Annotated in this window: 23 protein-coding genes and 1 pseudogene; 9 read left to right on the top strand and 15 right to left on the bottom strand. The window is 68.5% G+C overall.

The features are described 5' to 3' along the window. Nucleotides 1–247 precede the first annotated feature (247 nt). Nucleotides 248–1,021, bottom strand: a complete 774-nt coding sequence (locus ACIA47_RS17900; protein WP_396709157.1) for an alpha/beta fold hydrolase — start codon at nt 1,019–1,021, stop codon at nt 248–250. A gap of 329 nt (nt 1,022–1,350) precedes the next feature. On the opposite strand from ACIA47_RS17900, the gene ACIA47_RS17895 reads away from it, so the two are divergent. After that, nucleotides 1,351–1,959 (top strand): TetR/AcrR family transcriptional regulator, encoded by a 609-nt coding sequence (locus ACIA47_RS17895; RefSeq protein WP_396709155.1) that lies wholly within the window; start codon nt 1,351–1,353, stop codon nt 1,957–1,959. 162 nt (nt 1,960–2,121) lie between these two features. Here ACIA47_RS17895 and ACIA47_RS17890 read toward each other — a convergent pair whose 3' ends face one another. From ACIA47_RS17890 to ACIA47_RS17865, 6 genes are all read right to left on the bottom strand, one after another. Continuing rightward, a complete protein-coding gene (locus tag ACIA47_RS17890) occupies nt 2,122–3,561 on the bottom strand; it encodes a dihydrolipoyl dehydrogenase family protein (RefSeq protein WP_396709153.1) in 1,440 nt (479 codons plus the stop codon). A 1-nt stretch (nt 3,562) separates the two neighbouring features. Further along, the gene (locus ACIA47_RS17885; protein ID WP_203116068.1) at nt 3,563–4,123 is read right to left on the bottom strand and encodes a hypothetical protein; all 561 of its coding nucleotides are present in this window, start codon (nt 4,121–4,123) and stop codon (nt 3,563–3,565) included. 72 nt (nt 4,124–4,195) lie between these two features. Further along, a complete protein-coding gene (locus ACIA47_RS17880) occupies nt 4,196–4,495 on the bottom strand; it encodes a hypothetical protein (protein ID WP_203116066.1) in 300 nt (99 codons plus the stop codon). 325 nt (nt 4,496–4,820) lie between these two features. Further along, nucleotides 4,821–5,996: a GDSL-type esterase/lipase family protein gene (locus ACIA47_RS17875; protein WP_396709150.1), complete on the bottom strand. Its 1,176-nt coding sequence runs from the start codon at nt 5,994–5,996 to the stop codon at nt 4,821–4,823. Nucleotides 5,997–6,081: 85 nt separating this feature from the next. Further along, nucleotides 6,082–6,648 carry a TetR/AcrR family transcriptional regulator gene (locus ACIA47_RS17870; RefSeq protein WP_396709148.1) on the bottom strand — a complete coding sequence of 189 codons (567 nt, stop codon included), beginning with the start codon at nt 6,646–6,648 and terminating at the stop codon, nt 6,082–6,084. Nucleotides 6,649–6,818: 170 nt separating this feature from the next. Continuing rightward, nucleotides 6,819–8,054 (bottom strand): low temperature requirement protein A, encoded by a 1,236-nt coding sequence (locus tag ACIA47_RS17865; RefSeq protein ID WP_203116059.1) that lies wholly within the window; start codon nt 8,052–8,054, stop codon nt 6,819–6,821. Nucleotides 8,055–8,246: 192 nt separating this feature from the next. On the opposite strand from ACIA47_RS17865, the gene ACIA47_RS17860 reads away from it, so the two are divergent. Then, the gene (locus ACIA47_RS17860; protein ID WP_203116057.1) at nt 8,247–9,491 is read left to right on the top strand and encodes a PQQ-dependent sugar dehydrogenase; all 1,245 of its coding nucleotides are present in this window, start codon (nt 8,247–8,249) and stop codon (nt 9,489–9,491) included. A gap of 28 nt (nt 9,492–9,519) precedes the next feature. Here the strand turns inward: ACIA47_RS17860 and ACIA47_RS17855 are convergent, their stop codons facing one another. Next, nucleotides 9,520–10,014 (bottom strand): hypothetical protein, encoded by a 495-nt coding sequence (locus ACIA47_RS17855; RefSeq protein ID WP_396709145.1) that lies wholly within the window; start codon nt 10,012–10,014, stop codon nt 9,520–9,522. After that, nucleotides 10,011–10,523: a DUF1772 domain-containing protein gene (locus tag ACIA47_RS17850; RefSeq protein ID WP_396709143.1), complete on the bottom strand. Its 513-nt coding sequence runs from the start codon at nt 10,521–10,523 to the stop codon at nt 10,011–10,013. The genes ACIA47_RS17855 and ACIA47_RS17850 overlap by 4 nt, the downstream gene beginning before the upstream one ends. A gap of 195 nt (nt 10,524–10,718) precedes the next feature. Here ACIA47_RS17850 and ACIA47_RS17845 point away from each other — a divergent pair, with 195 nt between their 5' ends. Continuing rightward, nucleotides 10,719–11,867 carry a sensor histidine kinase gene (locus ACIA47_RS17845; protein ID WP_396709141.1) on the top strand — a complete coding sequence of 383 codons (1,149 nt, stop codon included), beginning with the start codon at nt 10,719–10,721 and terminating at the stop codon, nt 11,865–11,867. After that, nucleotides 11,864–12,526 (top strand): response regulator, encoded by a 663-nt coding sequence (locus ACIA47_RS17840; protein WP_396709139.1) that lies wholly within the window; start codon nt 11,864–11,866, stop codon nt 12,524–12,526. The genes ACIA47_RS17845 and ACIA47_RS17840 overlap by 4 nt, the downstream gene beginning before the upstream one ends. 60 nt (nt 12,527–12,586) lie before the next feature. Here the strand turns inward: ACIA47_RS17840 and ACIA47_RS17835 are convergent. From ACIA47_RS17835 to ACIA47_RS17810, 6 genes and pseudogenes are all read right to left on the bottom strand, one after another. After that, nucleotides 12,587–13,164, bottom strand: a pseudogene (locus tag ACIA47_RS17835) (IS5 family transposase); the annotation flags it as partial. A gap of 343 nt (nt 13,165–13,507) precedes the next feature. Continuing rightward, nucleotides 13,508–17,527 (bottom strand): hypothetical protein, encoded by a 4,020-nt coding sequence (locus tag ACIA47_RS17830; protein WP_396709137.1) that lies wholly within the window; start codon nt 17,525–17,527, stop codon nt 13,508–13,510. 11 nt (nt 17,528–17,538) lie between these two features. After that, nucleotides 17,539–18,336, bottom strand: a complete 798-nt coding sequence (locus ACIA47_RS17825; RefSeq protein WP_396709135.1) for a hypothetical protein — start codon at nt 18,334–18,336, stop codon at nt 17,539–17,541. A 430-nt stretch (nt 18,337–18,766) separates the two neighbouring features. Continuing rightward, nucleotides 18,767–19,549, bottom strand: a complete 783-nt coding sequence (locus tag ACIA47_RS17820) for an alpha/beta fold hydrolase (RefSeq protein ID WP_396709133.1) — start codon at nt 19,547–19,549, stop codon at nt 18,767–18,769. Nucleotides 19,550–19,607: 58 nt separating this feature from the next. After that, nucleotides 19,608–20,177, bottom strand: coding sequence for a DJ-1/PfpI family protein (locus tag ACIA47_RS17815; RefSeq protein WP_203116044.1), 570 nt, complete (start codon nt 20,175–20,177; stop codon nt 19,608–19,610). Nucleotides 20,178–20,266: 89 nt separating this feature from the next. Then, nucleotides 20,267–21,010, bottom strand: a complete 744-nt coding sequence (locus tag ACIA47_RS17810; RefSeq protein WP_238410195.1) for a GntR family transcriptional regulator — start codon at nt 21,008–21,010, stop codon at nt 20,267–20,269. A 418-nt stretch (nt 21,011–21,428) separates the two neighbouring features. Between ACIA47_RS17810 and ACIA47_RS17805 the strand changes: the two genes are divergently transcribed. From ACIA47_RS17805 to ACIA47_RS17785, 5 genes are all read left to right on the top strand, one after another. Further along, nucleotides 21,429–22,835: an extracellular solute-binding protein gene (locus tag ACIA47_RS17805; protein WP_396709130.1), complete on the top strand. Its 1,407-nt coding sequence runs from the start codon at nt 21,429–21,431 to the stop codon at nt 22,833–22,835. A gap of 80 nt (nt 22,836–22,915) precedes the next feature. Next, entirely contained in the window at nt 22,916–23,782 is an 867-nt protein-coding gene (locus tag ACIA47_RS17800; protein ID WP_396709128.1) for a carbohydrate ABC transporter permease, read from the top strand. After that, complete coding sequence (locus ACIA47_RS17795) at nt 23,782–24,693, top strand: carbohydrate ABC transporter permease (protein ID WP_203116031.1); 912 nt, start codon at nt 23,782–23,784, stop codon at nt 24,691–24,693. The genes ACIA47_RS17800 and ACIA47_RS17795 overlap by 1 nt, the downstream gene beginning before the upstream one ends. After that, entirely contained in the window at nt 24,693–25,760 is a 1,068-nt protein-coding gene (locus tag ACIA47_RS17790; protein ID WP_203116029.1) for an ATP-binding cassette domain-containing protein, read from the top strand. The genes ACIA47_RS17795 and ACIA47_RS17790 overlap by 1 nt, the downstream gene beginning before the upstream one ends. Then, the gene (locus ACIA47_RS17785; RefSeq protein ID WP_203116019.1) at nt 25,760–26,836 is read left to right on the top strand and encodes an ABC transporter ATP-binding protein; all 1,077 of its coding nucleotides are present in this window, start codon (nt 25,760–25,762) and stop codon (nt 26,834–26,836) included. The genes ACIA47_RS17790 and ACIA47_RS17785 overlap by 1 nt, the downstream gene beginning before the upstream one ends. Nucleotides 26,837–26,977 lie beyond the last annotated feature (141 nt).

Raw genomic sequence — 26,977 nt, 5'->3', positions numbered from 1 at the left:
GACAGCCATCGGCGCTAGCGACCGCCTGTTCAGCGCCCGTACACTGAGCCCCGCACCGAATCGACCAGCCTCGCACCTTGAGGAAGGCTTTCGGGGTGGTCACTGCGTCCAGGTACAGCGAGCCCGCCTTGACCGCACAGAAGAGCTTCTCGGCGCACGCATCCCCCGCGCCTTTCCGCACTGATCCGACACCGCGCCAACCGGCCCGGTATGCCCGCCCGGCCGAACGCCGCTTCGGCAAGCCTGGTTAACCCCGACGACTCTTGGACAGCTGCATCGAGCGTGCGGTGGCGCGGGCGGCGGTGTCGATGAGGTCTGCGACCGGTCCGGGTTGCGAGACTGCCACCGCGTGGGAGGCGGCGATTTCAACTGTCGTGGACCCCGCCCTGTCGGCCAGGAAGCGCTGCAGGTCCGGCGGAATGCCCTGGTCCTGGGTGGTGATCAGGGTCCAGGAGGGGATCGTCTTCCAGGCGGCCTTGGTCACGCCCTCCTCCTGGGCGCTCGCCGAGGCGGGCCGCTGCGTTGCCGCCATGATTTCGGCGGTGCCGGGGTCGACGTCGGCGGCGAACACCTCGGGGTACTTGTCCTGCAGGATGTACTGGTCCATGGTCGTGCCGCCGTCGTCGGAGGGGATCGGCACCATATTGATGCTGGTGGCGAGCTGACTTCCGGGGTACTTGGTGAGCAACCCGATCACGCTTTCGCCCACGTCCGGGCTCACGCTGGCGACGTACACCAGGGCCTTGACGTTGGAGGCACCGGCCGCGGCCTCGGTCATGACCAGCCCGCCGTAGGAATGGGCGGCCATCACGACCGGTCCGGGCAAGCTGTCCAGGAGAGCCCGCACGTAAGCGGCGTCCTTCTGCACACCGCGCAGCGGGTTGGCGACGGCAATGACCGGGTAACCCCGACGTTTGAGGTTGGCAATCACCCCGTTCCAACTCGACGAGCCGGCGAATGCCCCATGGATCAGCACGACTGTCGGCATCTCCTGGGCAGACCTGTCAGAAGCAGCGCTCATCTGGAGTTCCTTTCGAGGGCTCGCCACCCGCTGCCTGCGGCATGCAGGCCGGACCGACGAGGACGGTCGACGGAGCATTTCCCCGGCATTGCGAATCAGCCCGCGCGATCCCGGCTCCGATGGGGTTGCAGCATCCAGAATCCAGCATTGATGAGGCCACTGTCAGCGAGATCGAAGAACGGAGTGCCTCGTCAAACATCTGGCCGGCGCCCGACTCGGACACGAGATGATTGGCCGGTCACTGTTCGCGCGCTGTGCGGCCATCGGATACCACGCTCAATGCCCGCAGGTACGGATCAGACCGAACGTTCTGTCGCTAAGATGGATGGATGGCGAGCGACGAACCCGATGCCCGACCCTCTGAGGCACGTCTCAAGCTGCTCCGCACGGCGACCAGGATCTTCTACGCGGAGGGCATCCACTCCGTCGGCGTCGACCGGATCATCGCCGAGGCGAAGGTGACCAGAGCTACTTTCTACCGGCACTTCCCCAGCAAGGACGACCTCATCCTGGCCTACCTGCGTGAGGTGCATCAGCTGGAGCGCGGCATGGTCGACCAGGCCCTCTCCGCCAACCGACCGCCGCTCGAGCCGCTCCTGGCCATCGCCAATTCCATCGCTCAGAACATCCAGTCCCCCGGGTTCCGTGGATGCGCGTTCCTGAACGCCGCAGCGGAATACCCCGACACGAACCATCCCGTGCACCAAGAACTCATAGCCCACCGGCAATGGTTCCTGGACAGCATCACCACGCTCATGGCGCAGGTCCACAAAGAAACGGCGGATCCCGCAGCGCGCCACTTCGTCATGCTCCGGGACGGCGCCATGGCCGCCGGATGCCTCTCCGAGCCCACGTTGGTGTCCGAGACCTTCCTGCGCGGTGTCGAGGGACTCCTCAGGATCAACTCCGAGCGCCAGTCGGCAGAGTCGGCCCGTTAGCCGTCGCACGACCTCGGGCTGGGCCACCCCCCGGTGAGGGGATGACCCAGCTCCTCGGTGTTGCCACCACCGGTTGAGCCCGCTTCCGCTCGGCGGGCTTCGTCTCCCTCTCGTCGCGCGGGTGCCCGGCCAGCGACGGCGCGGACGGCCGCACGGCTCAGATCAGCGGCCGTACGCCTCCAGCAGGCGCAGCCAGACCTCGCTGACGGTCGGGTACGCGGGCACGGCGTGCCACAGCCGCTCCAGTGGGACCTCACCGACGATGGCGATCGTCGCGGCGTGGATCAGTTCCGCGACGTCCGGGCCGACGAGGGTGAGGCCGACGATCACCCGTCGGTCCTCGTCCACGACCATCCGGGCATGCCCCTGGTAGCCGTCGGCGTGCAGCGCGGCCCCGGCCACGGCGGCCAGGTCGTAGTCGACGACCCGGATCCGGAGTCCGGCGGCCTCGGCGGCGGCTGCGGTCAGCCCCACCGACGCGATCTCCGGGTCGGTGAAGACGACCTGCGGCACGGCGCGCTCGTCGGCGGTAGCGACGTGCCGACCCCACGGGCGGTCGTCTGCCGCTTCGCCAGTGGCCCGCGCCACGATCACGTCGCCCACCGCGCGAGCCTGGTACTTGCCCTGGTGGGTCAGGAGCACCCGCCGGTTGACGTCCCCGGCCGCGTACAGCCATCCGTCGCCGATCAACGCACCGGCACCGTCGACCACCCGCAGTGTGTCGTCGACGGTGAGCCAGGCGCCCGGCTTCAGGCCGATCCGGTCGAGGCCGACGTCGTGCGTGTTCGGCGTACGTCCGATCGCGACGAGGATCTCGTCGGCCTCGACCTGGTCGCCGCCGGTGAGTGTGATGTGCACCGTGCCGTCGCCGTCGCGGTTCACCGACGTGGCCTCGGCACCGAGTTGGACCGACACGCCAGCTTCCCGCAGGGACTGCGTGACCCGCTCGCCGACGAACGGCTCCGCCAGAGTGAGCACTCCGTCGCGGACGAGCACCGTCACCGCCGATCCGAGGCCGGCGTACGCGGTCGCCATCTCCGTGGCCACCACGCCACCACCGATGATGGCGAGCCGGCCGGGAACCTCGCTGGCGGCGGCTGCCTCACGGCTGGTCCACGGTGCCGCCTCGCGCAGACCGGCGATGTCCGGCACCAGTGCGCTACTTCCGGTCGCGATGACGACCGCGTGTCGGGCGGTGAGCGAGGTGGTGGCGCCGTCCGCGCCGGTCACCTCGACGATCCGGTCGGAGCCGATCCGCCCCTGGCCCCGATACAGGGCGATGCCCGCGGAGTTCAGCCAGGACACCTGCCCGTCGTCCTTCCAGTGCGAGGCGACGGCGTCCCGGCGGCGCAGCACGGCCGCCGCGTCCAGCTCGCCGGTCACCGCCTCGCGCGCACCGGGCAGCTGACGAGCCGCCCGGAGCGCGGCCTGGCTGCGCAGCAACGCCTTGGTCGGCATGCAGGCCCAGTACGAGCACTCGCCACCCACCAGTTCCCGCTCGACGATCGCGGCGGTCAGGCCGCCCTGCACGACGCGGTCGGCGACGTTCTCCCCCACCGGCCCCGCGCCGATGACAACGACGTCGTACGTGGCGTTCTGCACGTCAGTTTCCCTTCTTCGCGGGGCGACCGAGGCGGATGGCCGCGATGAGGAAGAAGATGGCGCCGGGGATGGCGTAGCCGATCGCGTTGGTCAGCGCCGGGTTGTCCGCGGAGGCCGCCGCGATGAACGATCCGCCGGCGAGTACGGAGAGGCCACCGCTGATGATCATCGGCCACTGGCCGCCCATCTTGCGGCGGGTGACGCCGACGATCAGCTGCACCAGCCCGGCCACGACCGCCCAGGCACCCCAGACCCGCAGGACAGCCGGGACGCCGGACGTGCCGGCGATGCCCAGGCCCACCGCGGCGAGCAGACTGATCGCGACGTTCACGTACAGCAGGGTTGGCGATCCGGTGGCCCGCGACGCGCGGACGTCGACGATGGCGGCGGCCACGTCGAACAGCGGGTAGAGCACGAGCAACGTGGCGGTGAGGGGGTTGAGGTGCTTCGCGAGTGGCAACGTCACGGCAGCCCAGACGACTGCGAAGGCGAAGCGACCGAAGTACAACCGCCGCAGGGCAGCGGCCGTCGTCGAGATGCCGGGAGCGGCAACAGTGGTCATGGTCATCCTCTCGGTGATTCCGGGGCGGAGGGACGCCCAGCGGGGCTCAGGCCACCGCCGGGTCGGGTGGCGCTATTCGACGTCTGAGAACAGCCCCGTGATCTCCACCTGAGCGCCCTGGAGCCCACCGAAGACGGCGCCGGCGGCGGGCGTCGCGACCGCGGCAGAGGCGTCCTCGTAGCTGGCGAAGTAGAGGTCGAGCGTCCGGTACGCGGGAGTGGGCGTGCCGTCCTCCTTCGGCCACACCTTGGCCGACTCGACCCGCTGAAGCTTTGGGAACGTCTCCGCGGCCCGGCGTAGGTCGGCGTAGACCTTCTCGAATTCGTCGGGGTTGGCGGGATTACCGATGACAAGGGTGATCTTGGTGGGCATGACGCTCTCCTTCAGGCACAGCCGCACACCTGACTGGCGCCAGGTAGAACGAACGTTCTGTCCCTGAGAACCGTACCGGCCCAGATCCCCATCGTCAAGACCGATCGTTCTATCCATCCCTCGGGTGAGGCGGGGGAAGCGTGGCGCTCGCCACCACCCCTGAAGGAAACGCCGGTTCGACATCACCGCGCGGTGCGCGTCTCTCCTGCCGGTTGTGCGGCGAGACGGGTGATCGCGGCGATCGACCGGTCCACGTCCGCTTCGGTCGTGGCGGGCGGGCACGCCGCGGAGGGCAATGGGCCTCGCTGTCCGCGTACCCGAACGGTTAGCCGGTCTTCGGGGCGAATGGGCCGCCGTCGCCGAACGCAAGCCGCGCGAAGTTCTCCGCGATGCGGCGATGCCCGGCAGAGTCGGGGTGTACCTCGTCGGGCAGTGGGAGTTCGGCGTAGTCGGCCTCGCCGTACAGGTCGCGTCCGTCGAGGTAGTGCAGGTTCGGGTCGTCGGCCGAGCGCTGTTCGACGATCCGGGCGAGTTCGTCACGGATGATGTTGAGGGTCAGCCGCCCGGCGCTGCGTTCGGCCGGATCTCCCGTGGCCTTGAACCGCAGGCTCCCGCCCTCAAGGTCTGGCGCGAGGGGGCCGGGCGTGTCTTCCTGGACCGGGCACAGGATGGCGGACACGACCAGCAGTGGTGTGGTCGGATGCCCCTCCCGGACAGTGTCGAGGAACCCGTGGACCGCGGGGGTGAAGGCGCGTAGACGCATCACATCGCTGTTGACGATGTTGATGCCGATCTTGACGCTGATCAGGTCCGCCGTGATGTCCCGCATGGCGCGGGCGGTGAACGGGTCGAGCAGCGCGCTCCCGCCGAACCCCAGGTTGACCAATTCCACGCCGCCCTCAGCCGCGGCCAGGGCCGGCCAGATGGCCCTGGGATGACCGGCGTTCGAGCCGTGGCTGATGGAACTGCCGTGGTGTAGCCACGTCCTGCGCCGGTTGGGCGGGGTCGGCTCGACGGGCGCGTCGGTGCGCAGCGCGATCAGCTCGGTGATCTCCGTGTGTGGGAGCCAGATCTCGACGTTTTTCTCACCCGCGGGCAGATCGGCGAAGCGGGCGGTGCCGGTCGGCCCCTCGGCCAGCACCGAGGTTTGGGTGAACATGTCGGTGACGGTCCGGACGTTGCCTCCGGGCACCGAGGCCTGCGCGGCCAGGCGGCCGTCGATCAGCAGGTCGTAGACGCCGTCCGGTGGGGGCGGAAAGCCTTGGTAGACCCGTTTGGTGGGCAGCGTTTCCAGTTCGATAGTGGTGGCCTGGGTACGGAACGCCAGCCGCACACCGGAGGGCTGGGCCTCGGCCATGGCCAGTTGGTCGTCGGGGATCTGCCGGCGCGCCCGTGCGGTCAGCCGATGCGGCAGCAGACCGCGCGCAGTCGTCTCCAGGTCGACGAAGCCGCGCAGCAGCTCCGCAGTGATCGGGGTGGTCCAGTGATGCTCGGTGGTCATTACCTCAATGCCTCTCGAGGGATATCGGTGTTCATCGGCGCGCGCGCCGCAAACCACTCGCGGACGAGTGCGGTCCCTCGCCCCGTCAGGAGCTGCGGCTGCGTAGCAGCGCGTCGAGTGAATCCACGATCCAGTCCCAGGATTGCTGCTCATCGGGGGCGCTGTGCGCGAAAGCGCCGGCCCGCTCCAGGCTGACGTAGCCGTGGAAGACGCTGCCCAGCAGCCGGACCGCGTGCGTCGCGCCCGGGTCGTTCAACTCATAGCCCCGCAGAATCGCCCGGGCCATCTGCGCGTGCCGGACGCCAGCGCTGGCGGCCGCCGTTTCCGGATCGAGCCGGAGCCGAGCGGCGGCATAGCGGCCCGGGTGCTCCCTGGCGTAGTCACGGTAGGCGTCGGCGAAAGCGGCCAGGGCATCCCTGCCAGCACGACCGGCGACGGCATCGGCCACCCGGTCGGCGAGTTCCTCCAGCGCGAACAGCGAAATGCGGACCCGGAGGTCGTGTGAGTTCTTCAGGTGCGAGTACAAGCTCGGGAGCTTGACGCCGCACCGCCGGGCGAGCGCCGAAACGGTGACCTCGTCGAAGCCGACCTCGTCGGCCAACTCCGCCCCCGCTCGGGTCAGACGCTCCGGCGTCAGCCCTCGCTTCTCCATGACCCTCCCTAGCTGCCTACCATTATTAGGCGAATGGCTAATAGTACTAGGTGAACCGTTGACAGCTTACGGGGAGGGGCTATTCGCCAGTGCGCGGCCGAAGCCGGAGGCAGCCGCTCCGAAGTTGGACGGCGGGCCCGCGGTGGCCGCGGTAGCCACGCCCGACAACGTCACGCCTCGGAATCGCCAACGTCGGAGGTTCCGCCTCCGATCGGTGAAGCGGAAATCTCCGTCGGCTGCCCCCACCTGCGCAACGCGTCGACAAGCGCGACCAGAGCCAGCACTCCGGCCACCACGCTCAGCCCGACCATCGGCGCCCCCTGGGCCAACGCCGGCGTGCACAGCAGCAGAGCGACCAATCCGATCAGGTGGGAATGGGAAACCCGACCAAAAATCTCGTACTGCAACCGCACCCGGGCGACGAGGAAGAGCATCGGACCGCCCACCAAGAACAGCAGCCAACTGGGCCGCGGCTGCCCGAACGGATGATCGATCACCAGCTCGTAGCCGACCGCCGTGACGAGCACGCTGAGCACGATCAACAGGTGCGTCCGTTCCGATACCGCGCCCAGCCGGGCGGGCATGCCCGCCCGGTCGAACGCCTCGGTCAGCAGCAGACCGGCGCGGTAGAAGTAGATCCGCCAGAGCAGCGCGCTGGTGGCGAAGGCGACCGCGAAGGCGGCTGCCCGCTCCGCGGAGTAGTCAGCGCCGCTGAAAACCACGCCGATAACCAGAATCGACTCACCGAGCGCGATGAGGAACATCTGCTGATAACGGTCCGCGAGATGGGTCCCCGCGATCCGCCACCGACCGACCTTCGCGACCCCGAGCCATGGCAACGGCCAGCCCAATGTCCAGGCGAGGTAGTCGACAGCGAGGGCGACAACCCACAGTGGCAGGCGGAGGTGATCCGGGCCCAACGCGCCGGCCAGCCACAGCGGGGCGCTCGCCAGAGCCCACACGACAAGCCGGAAGGGCACCAGTCGTCGCGGATGACCACGCAGCGCGACGGCGACCACGAGCGGCCGCACCACCATCACCATCAGGTACGCGACCGCGAACGGCAGCGCTCGCTCCTCCATGGCGCGGGGCAGCGTCACCGCCATGATCAGGCCGGCGAACATGGTGCCGACCACGACGGCCTGAATGATCGGCTGCTCCGGTTCGTACCGGCTGGTGATCCAGGCGGTGTGCGACCAGATCAGCCAGAGCGCCAGAAAAAGCAGCAGGGTACGCCCGAACCCCGTGACGAGCGCCCAGCCAGTCTCGTCGCCCAACCCCGCGAATCGTTGCGAGACCCGGGTGAGGGCCACAACGAACGCCAGATCGAAGAACAGCTCCAGGAACGTCGCCCGACCCGAGCTCACTGGAGGGCGCAGCAGCTCGACACCCCGCCCCGCCGCCATCGCCCGCCTCCGTCCGCCCCTCGCTACCAACGAGCCGGCCGCCAGCGGAGTTGCGTCAGCGCGCACCCGCCGCAACCACACCTGGTACGGCTGGCCGCGAGATCAGCGAGAGGTTGGATATCGATTCGAGCCAATGTATCGTGGGAACGCTCCCAGACCGCGTCCACCACCCACCTGCTCGAGGAGCTGAACATGTCACGACGACGTCGTCGCCCGGCCGCCATATTGGCCGGGTTGCTCGTTCTGGCCCTGGCTACGTCCCTGTCGCCACTGGCGCCGGTGGCCAGCACCGCCGCGGCCGGCCCATCCAAACTCCGCGCTGTGCCACTCGCTGAGCTGACCGTGGTTTCCGAACAGGTGGCCTTCGGCCTGCAGCGTCCGATAGCGATCACCGGGCTGCCGGACGGCCGGATGCTGATCGCGGAGAAGAACGGCACCGTCCGCGCCTACCACCCCGACACCGGCCTGGCACCCGACCCGGTGATCGACCTGACCGCCCGGATCGACACGTCGGACAACGAGCGCGGCCTTCTCGGCATCACTCCGGCGCCGAACTTCGCGCGGACCGGGATGCTCTACGTGGCCTACACGAGCCTGCCGGCCGGCGCGCTGACCCTGGCGCGAGTGCCCATCAACGCTCCTGATCGGGTGCAGGTGCTGCTCACCCAGGAGCACGCCGAGTACGGCAACCACAACGGCGGACAGGTGGCCTTCGGCCGCGACGGCTACCTCTACTGGTCCCTCGGCGACGGTGGCTACGCGAACGACCCCTACAAGAGCGGCCAGAACCTCGGCACCCTGCTCGGCAAGATTCTGCGGATCGACGTCAACCGCAGCTGCGGGGGGAAACCCTACTGCGTGCCCTACGACAACCCGTTCGTCCGCACGCCGGGAGCGCGGCCGGAAATCTGGGTCTACGGGCTGCGCAACCCGTGGAAGTTCTCCATCGACCCGGCCGACAACTCGCTGTGGATCGGTGACGTCGGCCAGGGTCTGATCGAGGAGATCAACCACGTCCGCCCGTCGCAGCGTGGCGCGAACCTCGGCTGGTCCTGTCGAGAGGGCACGCCGGTCTTCGACGAGACGCAGTGCCGGCCGGGCGTGCGGCTCACCGACCCGATCGTCGAGTACGACCACTACATGACGGAAAACTGCTCCATCATCGGCGGCCTGGTCTACCGGGGGTCCGTCACCCCGGAGGCGCGGGGCACCTACATCGCTAGCGACTACTGCTCGACCCGCGCTTTCGCCGTGCGTCCCAAGTCCACGGGTGGCTACGAGTCCGCTGAAATCGGCACCTTCCCCACCCAGCCGACGGCGTTCGGCGCCGATGTGAACGGCGAGCTGTACGTGCTCAGTGACCTCCCGGGATGGCTGAGCAAGGTGCGGTTCGAGCGGGCCCAGCCGACCCCCACCGGCGGGGCGACGATCCGCTGAACCTCGGGACAAACCCTTGACACCCGCGCTACCTCTGGGGGGCGGCCGCATCCGGCGGCCGTCCCCCGGCCCGCTCCGACTCGGCGGCACGCTGCCGCCCGATGACGAGCCGGCTCAGCACCGCCGCCACCGCCCCGGCCACCACCCCGCTGAGGATTCCGGTGACGAGGCTGGAGAACACCGCCGCCACCCGAAGGATCGCTTCCTGCGCCCGAGGGTCGATGTCCCCGAGCCTCGGCCCGGTCGCACCGAACGCCTCGTCCCACAAAATTTGGTGACCAACCGCGAGAAGAACACCGTAGATCGCCCCGATGACCACCACGGTCAGGAACGGCCGCGGCGGACGCCGCCACAGCACGGCGGCAACCCAACAGATCAGCGGTACGACCGCGAGCAGCACGGCGATGGGCCGCCCTTCCTCCACGACGTGCAGGTCGTGCAGGACCACCCGCGGTGCGGCCAACACGGCCAGCGCGACCAGGGCAGGCCACGAGAACCCGAGCGTGCGACGCCCGACGCTCATCGCTCGACCCGCACCGGCGCGGTTTCCCTGGCGAAGCGCAGCAGGGCGGTGAATGCCAGCGCGGACGTCACCGCTCCGCCGGCGAGGCGCACCCAGTGGCCGGCGACGAACTCCTCGGCGACCTGGCGCAGGTACTCCGGGGAATGCGTGCCGACCGGGTCGACGAACATGATCTCGTTGCGTGGCCAGAAGAACACCACCGAGAACAGGAACTCGCAGGCGATGAAGACCACCGCGGCGGCGGCGACGTACCACCGCAGGCGCCGATTGCGCCACGTGAGGGCGGTCGCGGCGAGGCTCATCAACACGACCGAGGCGCCCAGCGGCGGGAAGTAGTCGCTCGGGCCTCCGGCGACCAGGAACTCACGGGCCCGGTCCAGCGAGGCGGGCGCGTCCCCGAAAATGTTCGGGTAGAGCATCACGGTCTCGGCCGCGACCCCACCAAAGGACATCATCGCCGCCCAGACGAGCACGATAAGGACGATCCACGTCAGCCTGATACGGGTCACGGCAGTACTTCTCCTTGGTCTCGGCACCCCTGTGGGCACGATCTGTGATGTCGCCGTCGACGCTAGGTCGCCAACTCGGGGCCGTCTGCCGCGCAGCCGCGTGAGCTGGCATCGCTTCTCGACGTACGTGCGGGGGCGGGGGTGATGCCTGCGGACGGCAGCGGCGCGGGTCCGCGCCGACTTAGGCTCACGGACGTGCAGGCCACCTCTCCCACCCGAACCGAGGCGCTGCTCGCTGTGGCCATCCTGGGTCTGGTTGCGGCGGCGATCGTGACCGAGGACGCGGCGACCTCCCAGGCGGCGCTGGCTGGCGGGTTCGGGGTCGGCTGGGCCGTACTGCTGCTGGTAGCTCGGCGTTGGACCGTCCCCGCGCTGCTGGCGACGGCCGCCGGCATCCTCGGGTACTACGCGCTGGAGTTGCCGCCGGTCGGCGTGGCCGCCCCGGCCGCCGCCATCCTCTACGTGGCCGCCCAGCGGGGCCGGGTGGTCCCGGCCGCCGCCGTCGGCGGGAGCCTGCTGACCGTTTCGGTGGTCGCCCGGCTCGTCGAGGGAGACGACATCTCTGTCGTGATCGGTGCTGGTCTCGGCTCCGAAGCGGCCCTGATCCTCGCCGTCATCGCTCTCGGAGACGCCGTCCGCAACCGGCGTTCGCTACGGGTCACGCTGGCTCGGCAGGCCGCCTCGGCGGCCGAGGAACGCCGCCGGGAGGCAGCCCGGCAGGTTGAGGCCGAGCGGCTGCGGATTGCCCGGGAGGTGCACGACACGCTCGGACACACCATGTCGGTGGTCACCCTGCAGTCGGCTGTGGCGAGGGAGGCACTTGCTGATGCCGAACCTGAGCGGGCCGAGGCCGCCCTGGCCGCGATCCACTCCGTGAGCGGCAGCGCCATGGCCGAGCTGCGTGCCACGTTGGGCACGCTGCGTCGCGAGCCCGGGCCGCGCGAGCCAGCCCCCGGTTTCACCCAGTTGCGTACGCTCGTTGAGGGCGTCCGCCGCGGTGGGCTACCGGTCGAACTGCGCCTCGACGGCTCGGTCGACACCCTGCCCACGGTGGTCGGCAGCACTGTGTACCGCATCGTGCAGGAGGCACTGACCAATGTGCTGCGCCACGCACACGCCACCCGCGCCACGGTGACGATCCGGGCGACCCCGGCCCGGCTGTCGGTGGAGATCGTCGACGACGGCCGGGGACCCGTCGGCGGCACGGCGGTTGAGACGGGTCAGGGGCTACGCGGTATGTCGGAGCGGGTTGCCCTGCTCGGCGGAACCCTCGATGCCGGCGAGACCGCTGACGGCGGCTTCCGGGTCTCGGTCCACCTACCGCTGGCCGGAGTCGCCGCATGACCCACGTACGCGTCGTCCTCGTCGACGACCAGCACCTGGTCCGCACCGGACTCCGCGCGTTGCTGGAACGGGCCCCGGACATCACCGTTGTCGGCGAAGCCGGCGACGGCCGGGTAGGCGTGGCGGTCACCCGCGAGCAGCGGCCCGACGTCGTCCTGATGGATGTCCGGATGCCCGGCGGCGACGGTATCGAGGCCACCCGCCGCATTCTCACCGACCCGACGTTGGCCGACGTCCGGGTGGTCATGCTGACCACCTTCGACGACGACGAGTACCTCTTCGACGCCATCCGCGCCGGCGCCGCCGGCTTCCTCCTCAAGGACACCCCGCCCGACGCCCTGCGGGACGCCGTCCGCGTCGTCGCCGGCGGAGACGCGCTGCTGTCACCGGCGGTGACCCGGCGGGTGATCGCCGCGGCCGCCCGCTCCCCCGTCGCGGACCCGGCCCGGCTGACCGGGCTCACCGGGCGGGAACGCGACGTCCTGACACAGGTCGGCACCGGACGGTCAAACGTGGAGATCGGGGCGGCCCTGCATCTCAGCCCGGACACCGCCCGCACGTACGTGAGTCGTCTGCTGCACAAACTGAACGCCCGCGACCGGGCCCAGCTTGTGGTAATCGCGTACGAGAGCGGGCTGGTCCGCCCCGGCGACGGCTGACCCTCTCCGGCGACGGCTGGCGACCACCTCCGCGATCGGCTCGGCCCCGGCTCAGAACTCCTAACTCTTTGAGTGTCGGAGTCGGCGCCAGCAGATGATGGCGCAGACAGGGGGAGGAAGACCTCGTGGATGTCGTCGCGGATCTCCCAGCGGATGCGCAGGCGGCGGAACCAGCGCAGTAGGGTGATGGTCTGTTCGACGCCCAGCGTCGGGTGCCGAGCCCTGAGCCGTGGTCGGTGCCGCGTCGGGCGATGACCGGGGTGATGCCTTGGCACGTAACTCGCGGCGGCACTTGTCGAAGTCGTAGCCGCGGTCGGTGTAGATCCGCTCGGGTCGTTGACGCGGTCGGCCCCGGATTCCCTTTACGGGTGGGATCTTGTCGACCAGGGGCAGGAATTGGGTGACGTCGTGGCGGTTGCTGCCGGTCAGGCTGACGGCGAGGGGGATGCCGCCCGCGTCGGTGATGACGTGGTGTTTCGAGCCTGGCTTGCGGCGGTCGACCGGGCTCGGACCGGTTCTGGGCCACCCTTGAGCGCCCGGATGTGGGAGCCGTCGATCACCGCCCGGGACATGTCGAGCTGGTCGGCGGCTCTGAGCTTGCCGAGCTGGACTTCGTGCAGGCGTTGCCACACGCCGGCGTCGCAACAGGCGGCGGCCGAGCGGCTCCGCCCACAAATCGGGCCGCCTTGGTTCAGCGAACGAACGATTCGGCAGGCATCCCGGCTGAGGCTTGACCAGCGGTCAAGCAGGCAGGCTCGCTCGCCCTGATCAGATTGGGGGTCGGGCCCTGGCGGTCACGTCCGCTGTCGTCCAGCAAGGTCCGGGCTCCCGTCGACCCCGATCGTCACACGGTCAATGCCGTTGGCCGCCAACCTCCCGCCGCCGCAGTTGGCGAGCCACAGATCCGGCAGCTCCGAACCCTTGTGCTTGCCTCGCCCCGGCCGCCTGCCCTGCCCTGGCCTGGGGCGTGCCCACTGCGCGTCATCGCGATCTCGATTCCCGGGCTGCCACGTCCACCACGATCACGGCAGAGCTTCGCGTCCGTCCTTCTGATGAGGGGACCAGCATGGCTGCCGCCTGGCCGGGACTGCCCGGCTTCTTTAGGGCGCGCAAGACGTCGGTGCGGGAGCAGGTTCCCCAGACACCACTGCTACAGATCAGGTAGCGATCTCCAGCCGACACCTCGTGCACTGAGCATGCCGCCTCGATCGGCTGACCATTCAACACGCGCGACGGAGTCCATCGACCGTCGTTCGCATAGACGAACTCGGGACTGATCCGACGTTCGTCGACGAGTCGCTGCGCCTCGGTCTCGTCCCTGGTGAGCTGGGTAAGTTGGCCGCCTCGGAGGCGATACACCCGGACATCGCCGACATGGACCACGCCGACCTTGTTGGCCGAGAAGATCAGAGCGCCGACGGTGACCGCCGCCCCATTCAGCGCAGCGTCCTTCCGGACCGCTCGCAGCAGCGCGCCGTTGGCTGCCTCGATCGCCCCTCGCAAGTGCTGTTCCAAGTCGCGAGGCGCGGCCCGTTCGAGCCCGGCCATCGCATCGACCACGGCACGGCTCGTAGTTTCCGCACCCGACACGCTGACTCGCCCATCCCCAACTGCGAACATCGTCGCACCGGCGTACCAGGCCGGGGCCTCCTCGGTCGCGGGGCCGGCGCCGCTCAGCCCGGCGCTGATGATGGCGAACGACGAGCCCACCTGCGGCCCCACCGGCTTGGGAATCCGGGTCGAGGTCGGGCCGAGGCCCCAGCGCAGCGACTCGTCCAGGAGGAAAGTTGCGTCGTCGACCGTGAACGACGACGCGGGCACGAGGACGCCCGTCAGGATGCGACGGGTACTGCCCGTGGGAGGCGTGGGTGCCTCGATACGGAAGGCGAGAGTCTCATTGCCCATCCTTACCAGCAGGTCACCCTGCTCGGAGGCATGCAGGCCCTCCACCGGGGCAGCCACGTCCATCTCGTCCATGATGGCGCCGTGGATGTCCCAGGCGCGTACCTTCCCGTCCGTGTCCCCCGTAAAGAACACAAGCGCGTCGTTGACGAGACCGGCAGCGGCGGACATCACCGGCGCATCGTGCCGGAGGCGGGGGCCCTCCACGCCCCGGTAGTAGATCACTGCTTCCTCCGGCTCGTCTGCCAAGCGCACGATGCGAGCCGGTTCATCATCGACACTGAAGCACTCCGCCAGCTCAGCAACGAAATCCATGGTAGCGAGGCGGGTGCCGGTGTCGAGGTCCCAGATGCCGCCGGTCCCTGCGTCCCCCACGGCGGCCACCGAGTGCCAACCCGCCATACGGCCAAGGGTGAGCACACGATTCTGGTCGCTGACCGGTACCGGACGATGAGCGTGCTTGCCGGTCAGCGGATGGACGAGAAGAATGCCATCGGCACCGGCACTGACGACCACCTTCCTTGCCCCGACGTCGCCGATGCAGAGGCCGGTGACCGCCCCCTCATGCACGCTCTGTTCAAGCCCAAGCAGGAGGCCAGTCCGCAGGTCGCGCAGGGCGATGCTGCCGTCGCCGGTTCCGAGGGCCGCGTATGAGCCACCCTCGTCCACCGCCGTAGCCACCGCGGTCACCGTACGGCCCGTCGTGTCCGTATGTATCCACGCTGGTTGCCAGAAGACGTGGGCACCGGGGACGTCCAGGATCTGCCGCAGATACTGGGTCTGGTTGCCGCGAACAGCGGCCAGTGCCAGCGCTTGGCGCCGACGGTCGGCGTCGCCCGTCGGCAGGTCCGACACCGTCCGGTAGATCCCGAGCAGCTCCAGCTTCGCGGCGTCGCTTGGGGACAGCGCCTCCGCCTCGGCCAGCACAACGCTGGGATCGGCGGCCATCAGGTATCCGATGTCCGCCATGAGTTCCGGCAGCCGGTCCGCCAGTACGGCGTGGGTGGCGGCATGACGGAGCAGGTAGGGCTCAGCGATCTCCCAATACCGGACGGCGGAGGCGTCCCCGCCGACTAACCGGTCGGCCAGCGCATTGAGCAGGCCGGCCCAGACCGTCCGTACCTCGCACTGTTGTTGAAGATGGTCGGCGAGACCCTGGTGGAAGAGGCGGTACAGGGTCGCGCCGTCGACCTCGGCACTGATCCGCAGGTAGAACCGTATGGTGTCCAGCGCGGCGAGGATGTCCTCGGCTTCGGGAGCGGGGTTGCCTGCTATAGCGGCAGCCACATGGGCCAGGATTCGGACCGGCATCCCATCGCCCTTGGCGTGGGCCAGCGCGACAAGCACCGGCTGCACCCACGGCCCGGCGGCGCGCGTGCGCAGGTCGAGATCCAACAGCTCGGGAAGGGTACGGGGGACGCTCCTGCCGAGCTGCTTCGCCGCGTCCTTGTCGCCGATCGGCTCGTCGTAGGTGCTCAGGATGTGGGCCGCGAACAGACCCGCGACGAGGAATGCGCCCCACTCTCGATTGACGGCGTCGCCAATCAACGCATCCGCGACCTCCCAGGCAATTTGTTGGGCGTGGCCCACGTAGTCGCCCTGGTCCCATCGCTGGTCCGTGACGAGGAGGTTGTAGACGTAGCCACGTACGTCGGCGCGGAGTCGCCTCGGCTCGACCTGGTCGAGGTCCAGCACGAAACCGCTGTCGGAGTCGGCGGCGACGAAGAGTGGGCCGAACTCCGGCAGGGGGCGCGTTCCAACCAGGATCCGCACGAGGATGCCGTCGGGACGGGTCACGCGACTCAGGGGCAGCAGGAATTCGTCCATGATGGCGAGCTTGTCCGGCGCCTCGTCCAGTCCGTCAATGATTATCAGCGGGGCGTCCGGCATCGCAGCGACCGCTGAGACAACCTCGCCGACCGACGGATTCCGGACGTCCGGGAGAAGCTTGAGCTGTCGCGCCACCGAGGTGACGACCTGGGACAGGGAGCGCTCGCGCGCGCTTATCGCGGCCATGTGGTGGTTCGGGTACGGAGCCCGCTCGGCGTGCTCCCACACCTCCCGGGTGGGCTCGCGCAACTCCGGGTGCGCTGCACAGACCAAGAGGCCGATCAGGGCAGACTTTCCTGCCCCTGGGCCACCCGTGACAACACAGAGCCCGGTGCCTCCCGGGATATCAATCCACGGCACCAGAAACCTCAACTCCCGTGACCGGCCGCTGAAGCAGCCGATAAGCCGGTCGGTGGCGAGCACGCCGTATCCGGCCGCCCGCGAGAGGAAGTGACCGGCGTCCAAGGCCTCGTCGACGTCGTCGAGGAATGGGAGCAGCGCAATGTCCACTCGGTTTCGGACTTGCTGACGGTGGCCGGTCGCGTACGCCCGGTTCGGGAAGAAGGGGAGCTGCGGTGGCGGAGAGCTGATGTCGACGCGGTTGGCGGTGACCCGCTGCCCCAGAGCGCCGGCTCGGCCGCCACGTCGGGTCACCTCACGACGAATTTCCCGTGCCATCGTCTCCAGGGGCGCATACGGCACCGACTGGTCGAGGTCGAGCCGGCCATCGGTGAGCTTGAGCAGCACCTCGGCGACGGCGTCACTGAACCGTCCCTCGAATGCTCGCTGCCGTGGCCCGCACGCCGCGATCACCCAGGCGCGGGTGCGCTCGTCGCTCTGCCTAGCCTGCCAGTGCAGTCGGGCGGCCAGGCCGGCGTGGCAGAGGTCAAGGAGGAGAAGCGTATGAGGACCTGAGGGGGGCTCGTGGTCGCTGACCTGGCGCAGCCACCACTCAACGTTGGACTCGCTGTGGTGACGGCCGTCCGCCCCGACCACGTACAGTGCTTCATTCGAGGTGATGCCGTGGCTGTAGACGTGCACGATCAGCACGTCATCCGAGTCGAGCGACTGCATGGCCCCTCGGACCGCGCCGCCAATCTCTGCGGCGCTGTACGCACCGACCATAGGTGCGCAATCGTAGCCCAGTTTGACCAGCGTGTCGGTCACGGCATGGACGCGTAGGCCCACCTCCGGCAGTTCCTCCAACGCGTCCGGGTGCGACTCCTCGGCCTCTGGTGTCTGCGCCAACACTCCGATGCTGAGCGCCACCCGTCGCCGAATCATGCCAGCCGTCCGATCTCCTCGGCGGTGACGGCTGCGGCCAGGTACCTCGAGGCGCGATGGAACTCGAAGAGCCCGAGGTTCACCTCGTGGTGTGCGTCGACGTCGAATACATCGCCCAGCCGTGGCGGGGCTGCCACGAAGTCGCCAATGTCCGCGATGTTCACCCAGCGTCGGACCTGCGGGGGACGGCGTACCAACGGCGGCTGGATCTTGTGGAACACGACGTTTGGTAGTCCGAGCGGGGAGCCGAGGGTGATTAGTAGGTCCACGCCCAGCTCTGGATTCGCGCAGAGCGTCTCGAAGGCGACCACCGAGCCGAGCGAGTGTGCGACCAAAACATGGGGCCGGTGCTCGGCCAGCACCGTCGCCAGTCGATCCTGCGCGTTCTGCCGGCCGGGACCACCGAGGTAGGCGGGCACCTCCCGCAGGAAGCGATCGACAAACCGGTCGACGGTGTCATACGCCAGCCCGTATCGTCGACTGATCCAGCTGACGATCTGGCGTACCGGCACCGTAGCGACGCCCTCCGCCACTTCGTGCGGCGCGCCGAGCGCCAGCACCCATTCCGCCAGCTCCTGTTGCGCGCCGAACGGCAGGTTGTCCGCGTTTCCCCCCTGCGGGGTGTCGCCGGCGATGCAGTCGGCGTAATACGCGACCTGTACGGCCATCGGCACATGCGCCATCGAGGAGGTCAGGGCCGCACTCCAGATTGCCGAGAGATTGGCAGCTGCCAGCGGGACGCTTCGCTTCCGGTCGAGGTTGAAGATGCCGTGCATTCCGGCCACCCGCAGCATCCATACAGCTTATCCGCTGTGGACTCCGAAGCCGAAAGACAGAATCCCGACCTTGGTCTGGAGCTAGATCGCGTTCATCGTCGTAGCACGGCCAACGCGCCGCGCAACTCGTCCGTCCATACATCCGTCGTCTACGGACGCCTCCAGGCGTGATCCGAACATCCACTGGTTCGGCATGCGCCAGGGTTCGAGGGTGTTGCGTACACCGAAGCGCAAGTCTTGGGCCCAGGATCGGGTAAGGGCGTTCCCGGCCGACATCACTGGCGAGCGCCTACCTGCCCCTGCCTGCTGATGCTCATGGGCCTGCGGCTCGTCGAGGTTTGTGGGCTGCGGTGGTCGGATGTCGACTTCGAGACCAGCACGATCGCCGCCGACGACATCACCCGCACCCTCGTCGACGGCGAGATCGAGGGAAAAGCTGCCGCAACGATCAGTGACCTCGGTCCGGGCGGAGGAAGCACGACAGCAGTTGCCTGAACTCGTGCGGGTGCTCGATCGCCGGCACGTGCCCGCATCGGCCGAACACGTGCAGACGGACGTCGGCCAGGTGTTCGAGCAGGGGCTGGGCTGCCGTCTCGAGCGGGGTCACCCGATCCTCGGCGCCGTGGACGAGCAGCACTGGCGCGCGCACCGCTGCCAGGGTTTGCGCCGAGAGGGTGAGCTCGTCGACCCATCGTGCCCTGGGTGGTGGGAACAACGACGCGAATGCGGCCTCCCCGGCTCGCATCGCGGCTGCACGGGCATCGACGGCCGAATCGGTCACGAGTGCCTGGTCGAGGACGAGGCGACTCAGCATGTCTCGGGCCCCGAGCGGGCCGGCGGGGGCGGCCCAGATCGCGTCGAGGTCGGCGGAGAGCGGCGCCCCGGGTGCGCCCATTGTCGAGACCGCCACGACCCGGGTGACCTGCTGGGGGCGCGCGGCCGCCAACGCCAGCGCCACGGCGCCACCCATGGAGTGACCCACCACCGCGTAGTGCTCGACACCGAGAGCGTCCATCAGGCCCGCGGCCTGCTCCGTCCACAGCCGGAGCCCACCGCTGGAGCCCGCCGGGAGAGGTGTACGGCCGAAGCCTGCCTGGTCAGGAGCCACCAGCCGCCAGGACGCGCCCAGCGCCTGCGCCGTCGTTGCCCAGGCGCCGGACCCGGTCGTGCCGGGTCCGGAGCCGTGCAGCATCAGCACCGCGGGCCCCGTGCCGCCCTCCAGGACGTGCACGGGGGAACCGTCGACGGTGACGGTCCGAAGTGCCGTCACCGAGTCGGGCCAGGTGCGCTCATGCCGAGGCGGAGCTGACGGACTTCGAGAAGAGCTCCATCATCGCCCTGCCGAACTGCGGCATGTCGGGCCATCCCCGACAGGAGACGAGGTTGCCGTCCACGACGTCGGGAGCGTCGATGACCGTCGCGCCCGCGTTCTCCATGTCACCGGTGATGGGCGGAAAGCACGCCGTCTTTCGACCCTTCAGCAGCCCGTACACCGCTGGTACCTGCGCGCCGTGGCACACCAGCGCGATGGGAAGGTTGCGCGCGAAGAAGTGCTCGGTGATGCGCCTGACGTCGGCGTCGACCCGGATCCACTCGGGGGCGCGTCCCCCGGGAATGATGAGGGCGTCGTAGCGCTCGACGTCGACCTCGGCCCAGGGCACGTCGACCGGCAGCTTGCGGCCGTTCTTCTCCACGTAGGCGTCGGAGTTGGGGTCGAACTCGTGGATGACCAGTTGCACGTCACGCATCGTCCGTGACGAGACGTCGACGTCCCAGCCGCCCTCCTGCACGCGATAGTAGGGATACATGGTGTCGAGCTCCTCGGCGGCGTCGCCGGTCAGGAGCAGCGCTCTGGGCACCTGCTTCTCCTCGCATCTGGGGGCGGGTGAGGTGGATCCAATCCGATCCGATCAGGATTGAGTCAGCATTCCTGGGCCCAGCGCGCCCGTCAAGCCTCTACCGCCAGTCCGTGCGCGCCCTCGATCTCGTCGAACAATCGTCGGAAACGCTCGCCGGACCGCAGGATGTGCCGACGCATCGCGTAGGCGGCGGCGTCGGGGTCACGCGCGGCGATCGCGGCCACAATGTCCTCATGCTCGGCCATGGCCAGGTGGGTGACCTGGGTGTCGTGGTGAAGCCGGAAGAGGTGCACGTGGCTGTGCAGGCGAGCGAGCGCTTCACGGATGACCTGGTTCTCCGCGCTGAGGGCGACGAGATCGTGAAAAGCGGCGTCACGTAGTCCGAAGGCGCCATAGGCCATGGGCCCGTTGCCTCCCTCCAGCTCCGCCATCTCCTCCAGCATTTGTCGCAGTCCGGCCACCTGCTCCAAGGACGCGCGTTCGGCGGATCTGCGCGCCGCCGCCGGCTCGAGGAGCAGGCGGACCTCCAGCATGTCCTCGAATCGGTGACGGGTGATTTGGGGAGGAATGCGGTAGCCGGCATGGGGCACCCGCACGACCAGGCCCTCGGCCTCCATGCGGTTGAGAGCGTCTCGGATCGGCGTTTGCGAGACCCCCAGCTCCCGCGCCAGGACGTCGATCGTGACGCGGGAGCCAGGCTCGATCCGTAGCGACATCAACTGTCCGAGCAGCGTGTCGTACACCTCGTCGGCAAGCCGGCCACCAGATCTTCCCGGCGGCATTCCGCCCGTCGCCGCCCTACGGCCCCGCACGATCATCGCTTCGTCGTCCATCGTGACGTGAGGTCCTTCCTTGCGCCTTCGGGAACCTATTGACATCAGTCACAACGCTGCGACATGCTGACGCCCCCGCTCGATCGTATAGGAAAAGCGACGGACGCCCGCCATCCTGCACCACCGCGGAGCCGCCCGCCCTCGCTCTACTTCGATCACCTGGAGCTCCCATGAGCATGCTCGACGTCCTGCCCGGTTCGTCACCGGGCCGCAGACGGGCCGAAGGACCTCTCGACAGCATGAAGACCCGGTACATCGCGGCGTACTCGTGACGCCGGTTCGCGGGTCGGCCCCCGCGACAGCCCGGCGACACGCCTGAACGACCCAGCAACTGCTCGGCGAAGCACATAGCGAGGTTGTAGAAGTCCCCACCCAGAAAGCAGGCATAAATATGCGCTATCCGAAGCGAATAGGAAGAATGTCCGCTCCCGGCCGAAAGGTACGGCTGGCGACGGCGGCCATGCTGCTGGTGGTCACGACCGTAACGGCTTGCGGTGATGGCAAGGACGACGGCGGGAAGGCGAGCGCGCCCAAGGCGCCGGCGACCATCCCGGAGCTCACCAAGGACCCGCTGACCCTCAGCTTCATCTGGTTCGACTGGCCCCCCGCCAAGGCACTGGAAGCCTTCGCGAACGCGGAGTACAAGAAGGAGCGGCCCAACGCGACCATCAAGGTCAACACTGTGCCGAACGCGAACTGGCACGACGCGATGTTCACCCAGTTCGCCGCGCGCAAGACCGACTTCGACATCGCGATCCTGGACTCGCAACACATCGGCGAGGCCGTGACGAACGGCAACATCCTCGACCTCACCGACTTCGTCAAGGAGAACATCGACGTCGCGGCGTACAACCCGTACCTCCTGGCGGCGTACGGCCAGTTCCCCCAGGCGGAGACCGGCAAGCGCGACGAGAACGCCAGCCTGTACGGGCTGCCGCTGCTCGGCGACACCTGGACGATGATCTACCGCAAGGACCTGATCGGCGACAAGCCGCCGCAGACCTGGGACCAGATGATCTCAGCCGCCGAGAAGTGCCAGGCGGACAACCCTGGCGTCAGCGGGCTGGCTTTCCACCAGGCCAACGGGTCCGACGCCGCGGCCGTCACCTACAACACGGTCAACGGCGTCTACGGCGGCAACCTCTGGGATTCCAAGACGCGCAAGATCGATGGTGTCATCAACGACGCTGCGGGCCAGGAGGCGATGGACGTCCTGGTCAACAAGATGAAGCCGTTGACCGCCAAGGGCTCCGGCAACTGGTTCATCGACGAGGTGAACGCGGCTGTCGCCCAGGGCAAGGCCTGCATCGCTTTCAACTGGATCGCCGCGAGCGGCGGCCTGCTCGATCCGAAGCAGTCGACGCTCGGCACCACCCGGGAGCAGATTCTCGACAAGCTGGGCTTTGCCACCCTGCCGAGCCAGAAGACGAACCTGGTGCCGCTCGGCGGTATGGGGATGCACGTGTCGGCCTACTCCGCCACGGCGAACCAGACCGAGGCCCTGAACTTCATGAAGTGGTTCGAGCGGGCTGACGTCCAGAAGAAGTGGGCCGCGGCCGGTGGCGTGCCATCGCGTACGGACGCCCTGGAGTCGCCCGAGTTCCTCAATGCGGGGCCGTTCAACCAGGTGTACACCGACTCGGTTCCGCGGATGCGGGACATGTGGAACGTGCCCGAGTACGCGCGCCTCGTCGACATTGAGAACACCAACGTGAACGCGGCTCTGAACGGCGCGAAGAAGCCGAAGGATGCGCTCGACGACATCGCCAAGGAGCAGCAGAGCGTGCTCGACTCGAGCAGCCGCAAGGGCGGCGGCGGACTGTGAGTGACCCCGTCCCTCTGACGACCGATCACCCCGGGCAGGTGGCGTCTGCGACGCCACCTGCACCGGGTCGGTCCCGCCGGTTGAGCGACCGCTGGCTCGCCGTCACCTTCATCTCCCCCGCGATGCTGCTGTTGCTCGCCATGTCGGTGTTCCCGTTGCTGTGGGCGTTGTACCTGTCTTTCACCGACTACTCGGCCACCCGCGGGGGGCCCGCCCATTTCATCGGGTTCGGGAACTACACCGCCATCCTGACTTCGGCGCAGGTCCACACGAGGGCCCTGACGACGTTGATCTACGTGGTCGGCGCGGTCGGCCTGCAGACCGTGCTCGGATTCGGCATCGCCTACCTGATCTCACGGCGCACGCATGGGCGCGGAGTGCTGACCACTCTGTTCCTGGTTCCGATGATGCTGTCGCCGGTCGTGGTCGGGCTGTTCTGGCGATTCATGCTCGACGCGCAATTCGGCGTGGTCAACAGCATGCTCGGCTCGCTCGGCCTGGGGCAGGTGGAGTGGCTCACCCGGCAGCGAACGGCTTTGCTTTCCCTGATCGTGGTCGACACCTGGCAATGGACGCCGTTCATCATGCTCATCGCGCTTGCGGGCCTTACCGCGGTTCCCAAGTACCTCTACGAGGCCGCCTCGATCGACCGGGCGTCCGAGTGGTTCCGGTTCCGCACCATCACTCTTCCGCTGGTATGGCCACTGCTTCTCATCGCCGTGATGTTCAGGGCCATCGAGGCGTTCCGGCTGTTCGACCTCGTCTACATCCTCACCAACGGAGGTCCGGGTGTCTCCACCGAGACGTTGTCGTTCCACATCTACAAGGTCGCGTTCCTGGGCTTCAACACCGGAACCGCCTCGGCGTACGGGATCCTCATGGTCCTCGTCGTCATCGTCCTCACGCAGTTCTACCTGCGCTACTTGAACAAGCTCAAGGAGGGCTGATGGCCGTCTCCGTCGACGAGGCCGTGTCCACAGGTCCTGCCCGGGATCACACGCCCCCCGCGCGCCGCCTTGGCGGCCGAGGCCGCTCTGTGCTGGAGGTCGCGCTGCTGACCGTGCTGGCCGTCGTGATGCTCTTTCCGGTGCTGTGGATGATCGAGACGTCCATCAAGGAGAACCGAGACGTCTACGCCATCCCGGCCAAGTTCTTCGACTTCAAGATCACTCTGGACCATTACAAGGACGTGTTCGTCGCCCCCGACGGCGGCCGCTCAGCCTTGTCCGTCTCGTTCCTCAACTCCGTCGTGGTCGCCGGAGCTTCCACGGTGCTGGCCACCGTGCTGGGGGTCCCGGCGGCCTGGGCCTACTCACGCTTCGCCGTGAAGGCCAAAAAAGACCAGCTGTTCTTCATCCTGTCCACCCGCTTCATGCCGCCCGTGGTGGTCGTGATCCCGATCTTCCTCATGTACCGCCAAGTCGGACTCATCGACAACAAGCTCGGCCTGATCCTCATCTACACCGCGTTCAACGTCCCGTTCACGATCTGGATGATGAAGGGGTTCGTCGACGAGGTGCCCGCGGAGTACGAGGATGCCGCCATGCTCGACGGCTACACCCGTTTGCAGGCGTTCCGGCGATTCACCCTCCCCCTGCTCGTACCCGGCATCGCCGCGACGGCGGTCTTCGCACTCATCTTCTCGTGGAACGAGTTCGTGTTCGCCACCTTCCTCACCTCCAGCGACAGCGTGCGGACAGCCCCACCCGCCATCGCCGGCCTCATCGGTGGCACCACTACGGACTGGGGTCTCGTGGCCGCCGCCTCCGTGGTGTTCGCGCTACCGGTGCTCGTCTTCGCGTACCTGGTGCGCAAGCACCTCATCGCCGGTGTGACGCTCGGGGCGGTGCGACGCTGATGGCGAGCATCGAGGTGACAGCCCTGCACAAGCGCTATCCGGACGGGACGGTCGCGGTTGACCACGTGGACCTGTCCATCGACGACGGCGAGCTGTTCGTGATGCTCGGCCCTTCGGGGTGCGGCAAGACGACCACGCTGCGGGCCATCGCCGGTCTGGAGAGGCAGACGACAGGCGATATCCGCATCGGCGACACGCTGGTCAACGACCTGCCGCCCGCCGAGCGCGACATCGCCATGGTGTTCCAGTTCTACGCTCTCTACCCGCACCTGAGGACCCGCGACAACCTGGCGTTCCCACTGCGGGCCGAGGGACTGCCCAAGCAGGAGGTGCGCGAGCGGGTCGACGAGGCCGCCCGGCTGATGCGGCTTGGTCCGCTCCTGGACCGGCGCCCGCGCCAGCTGTCCGGTGGGGAGCAGCAGCGTGTCGCGCTTGCTCGTGCCCTGGTGCGGCGACCGCGCGCATTCCTCATGGACGAACCGCTCACCAACCTGGACGCGGAACTGAGGGCGGACATGCGCACGGAGATCAAGCATCTGCAGGGGGAGCTGGGGGCGACGATGGTCTACGTCACCCACGACCAGGTGGAGGCGATGTCGCTCGGTCACCGAATCGCCATCCTCAACAAGGGCCGCGTCGAGCAGATCGGCACGCCGCTGGAGGTCTACGACCGCCCGGCGAGTCTCTTCTGCGCCGCGTTCATCGGGTCCCCGCCGATGAACCTCATCGAGGTGGACGTGGCCGACGGGAAGCTGCACGGTCAGGGCGGACTGGTCCTCACGCCACCGCCAGGCCTGCCGCGGGACCGTCGCCTGGTGGCAGGCGTCCGGCCGGAGGCGCTGGAAGTCACCGCACCAGAGGCGGAAGGGTCGGTCCCGGCCCGCGTGGTCTCGGCGGAGTGGCTGGGCGACGAGATCATCTACGTGGTCGACCACGGCGGCCAACGCGAGGTACGGGTTCGGATGCCACCGACTGTCCGTTTCGCCGCCGACGCGAAGGTCGGCCTGCGACACACCGGCGCGACCCCGGCGGTCTACGACGTGAGCACGGAAGAGCTGGTGGCCTGATGGGAACCGTGGCAGTGCAGGGGCTGTGCAAGTCCTTCGGAAAGGTCCGGGCCCTGGACGGGGTGACGCTGGACGTGCCGGACGGCTCGTTCTTCGTCGTGCTCGGGCCGTCCGGGGCAGGCAAGACGACGACCCTGCGGGCGATCGCCGGCCTGGAGAAGCTCGACGCCGGGACGGTGCGCCTGGACGGCCGGGACGCGACCGGTGACACCCCGGCGGCCCGCGACCTGGCCATGGTCTTCCAGAGCTACGCCCTCTACCCACGACACACGGTGTACGAGAACATCGCTTCGCCGCTGCGGGCACGCCGCTGCTCGTCGAGTGAGATCGCAGCTGCCGTGGAGCAGATGTCGAGCCTGCTGCACATCGAACGTCTGCTGCAGCGTCGTCCCGCCCAGTTGTCGGGCGGTGAGATGCAGCGTGTCGCCCTGGCCCGGGCGCTGGTCCGTCGCCCGCGCGCGTTTCTCATGGACGAGCCGTTGACGAACCTCGACCTCAAGCTCCGCGTCGAGATGCGCACCGAGCTCACCCGCATCCATCGCAGCCTCGGAGCGACCTTCGTCTACGTGACCAACGACCAGGTCGAGGCCCTTTCCATGGCCGACCAGGTCGCGGTCCTCAAGGAGGGGAAGGTGCAACAGGTCGGAACGCCGACCGAGGTGTACGAGCGTCCAGCCAATCAGTGGGTCGCAGGATTCGTCGGGAGCCCGCCGATCAGCCTGCTCGCCTGCCACGCCGAGGGAGATCGTCTGGTCGGTGCGGAAGGCTGGACGCTGCCGCGGCCCCGCTGGACCACGGCTGAGGACGGTCGTCCGATGTTGCTGGGCCTGCGCGCGGAGGACCTGTCCGTCGAGCGGCGTGGGAACGCGTCGTTGTCGGGTGAGCTCTACGGGCTTGAGCCGCTCGGTGACCGAACGGTGGTCGACGTCCGGGTGGGGACGAAGATTCTCAAGGTCAAGGCACGACCCACCGTCACCGGTACGCCGGGCGAGCCGCTGCTCGTCACGGTCGACCTGGATCGTGCGCACCTGTTCGATGCGGACACCGGGCTGTCGCTGTCCGAGGCGGGGCGGTAACCGCGCCGGGCGGCGATGGCCACATGCGCCCGCACCTGGCAATCGGGCCTCGGCCGACCGCCACCAGCGGGCACGGTCAGACGACGCGGAGACGGCCGTGGCCCGAGAAGGCATTGGTGGCGCGGGGGCGGCCGCGCAGCC

The organism is Micromonospora sp. NPDC051227 (assembly GCF_044455385.1).
Taxonomy (GTDB): Bacteria; Actinomycetota; Actinomycetes; order Mycobacteriales; family Micromonosporaceae; genus Micromonospora.
The sequence above is the reverse complement of the archived record's forward strand: the minus strand, read 5'-3'. Positions and strand labels throughout refer to the sequence as shown.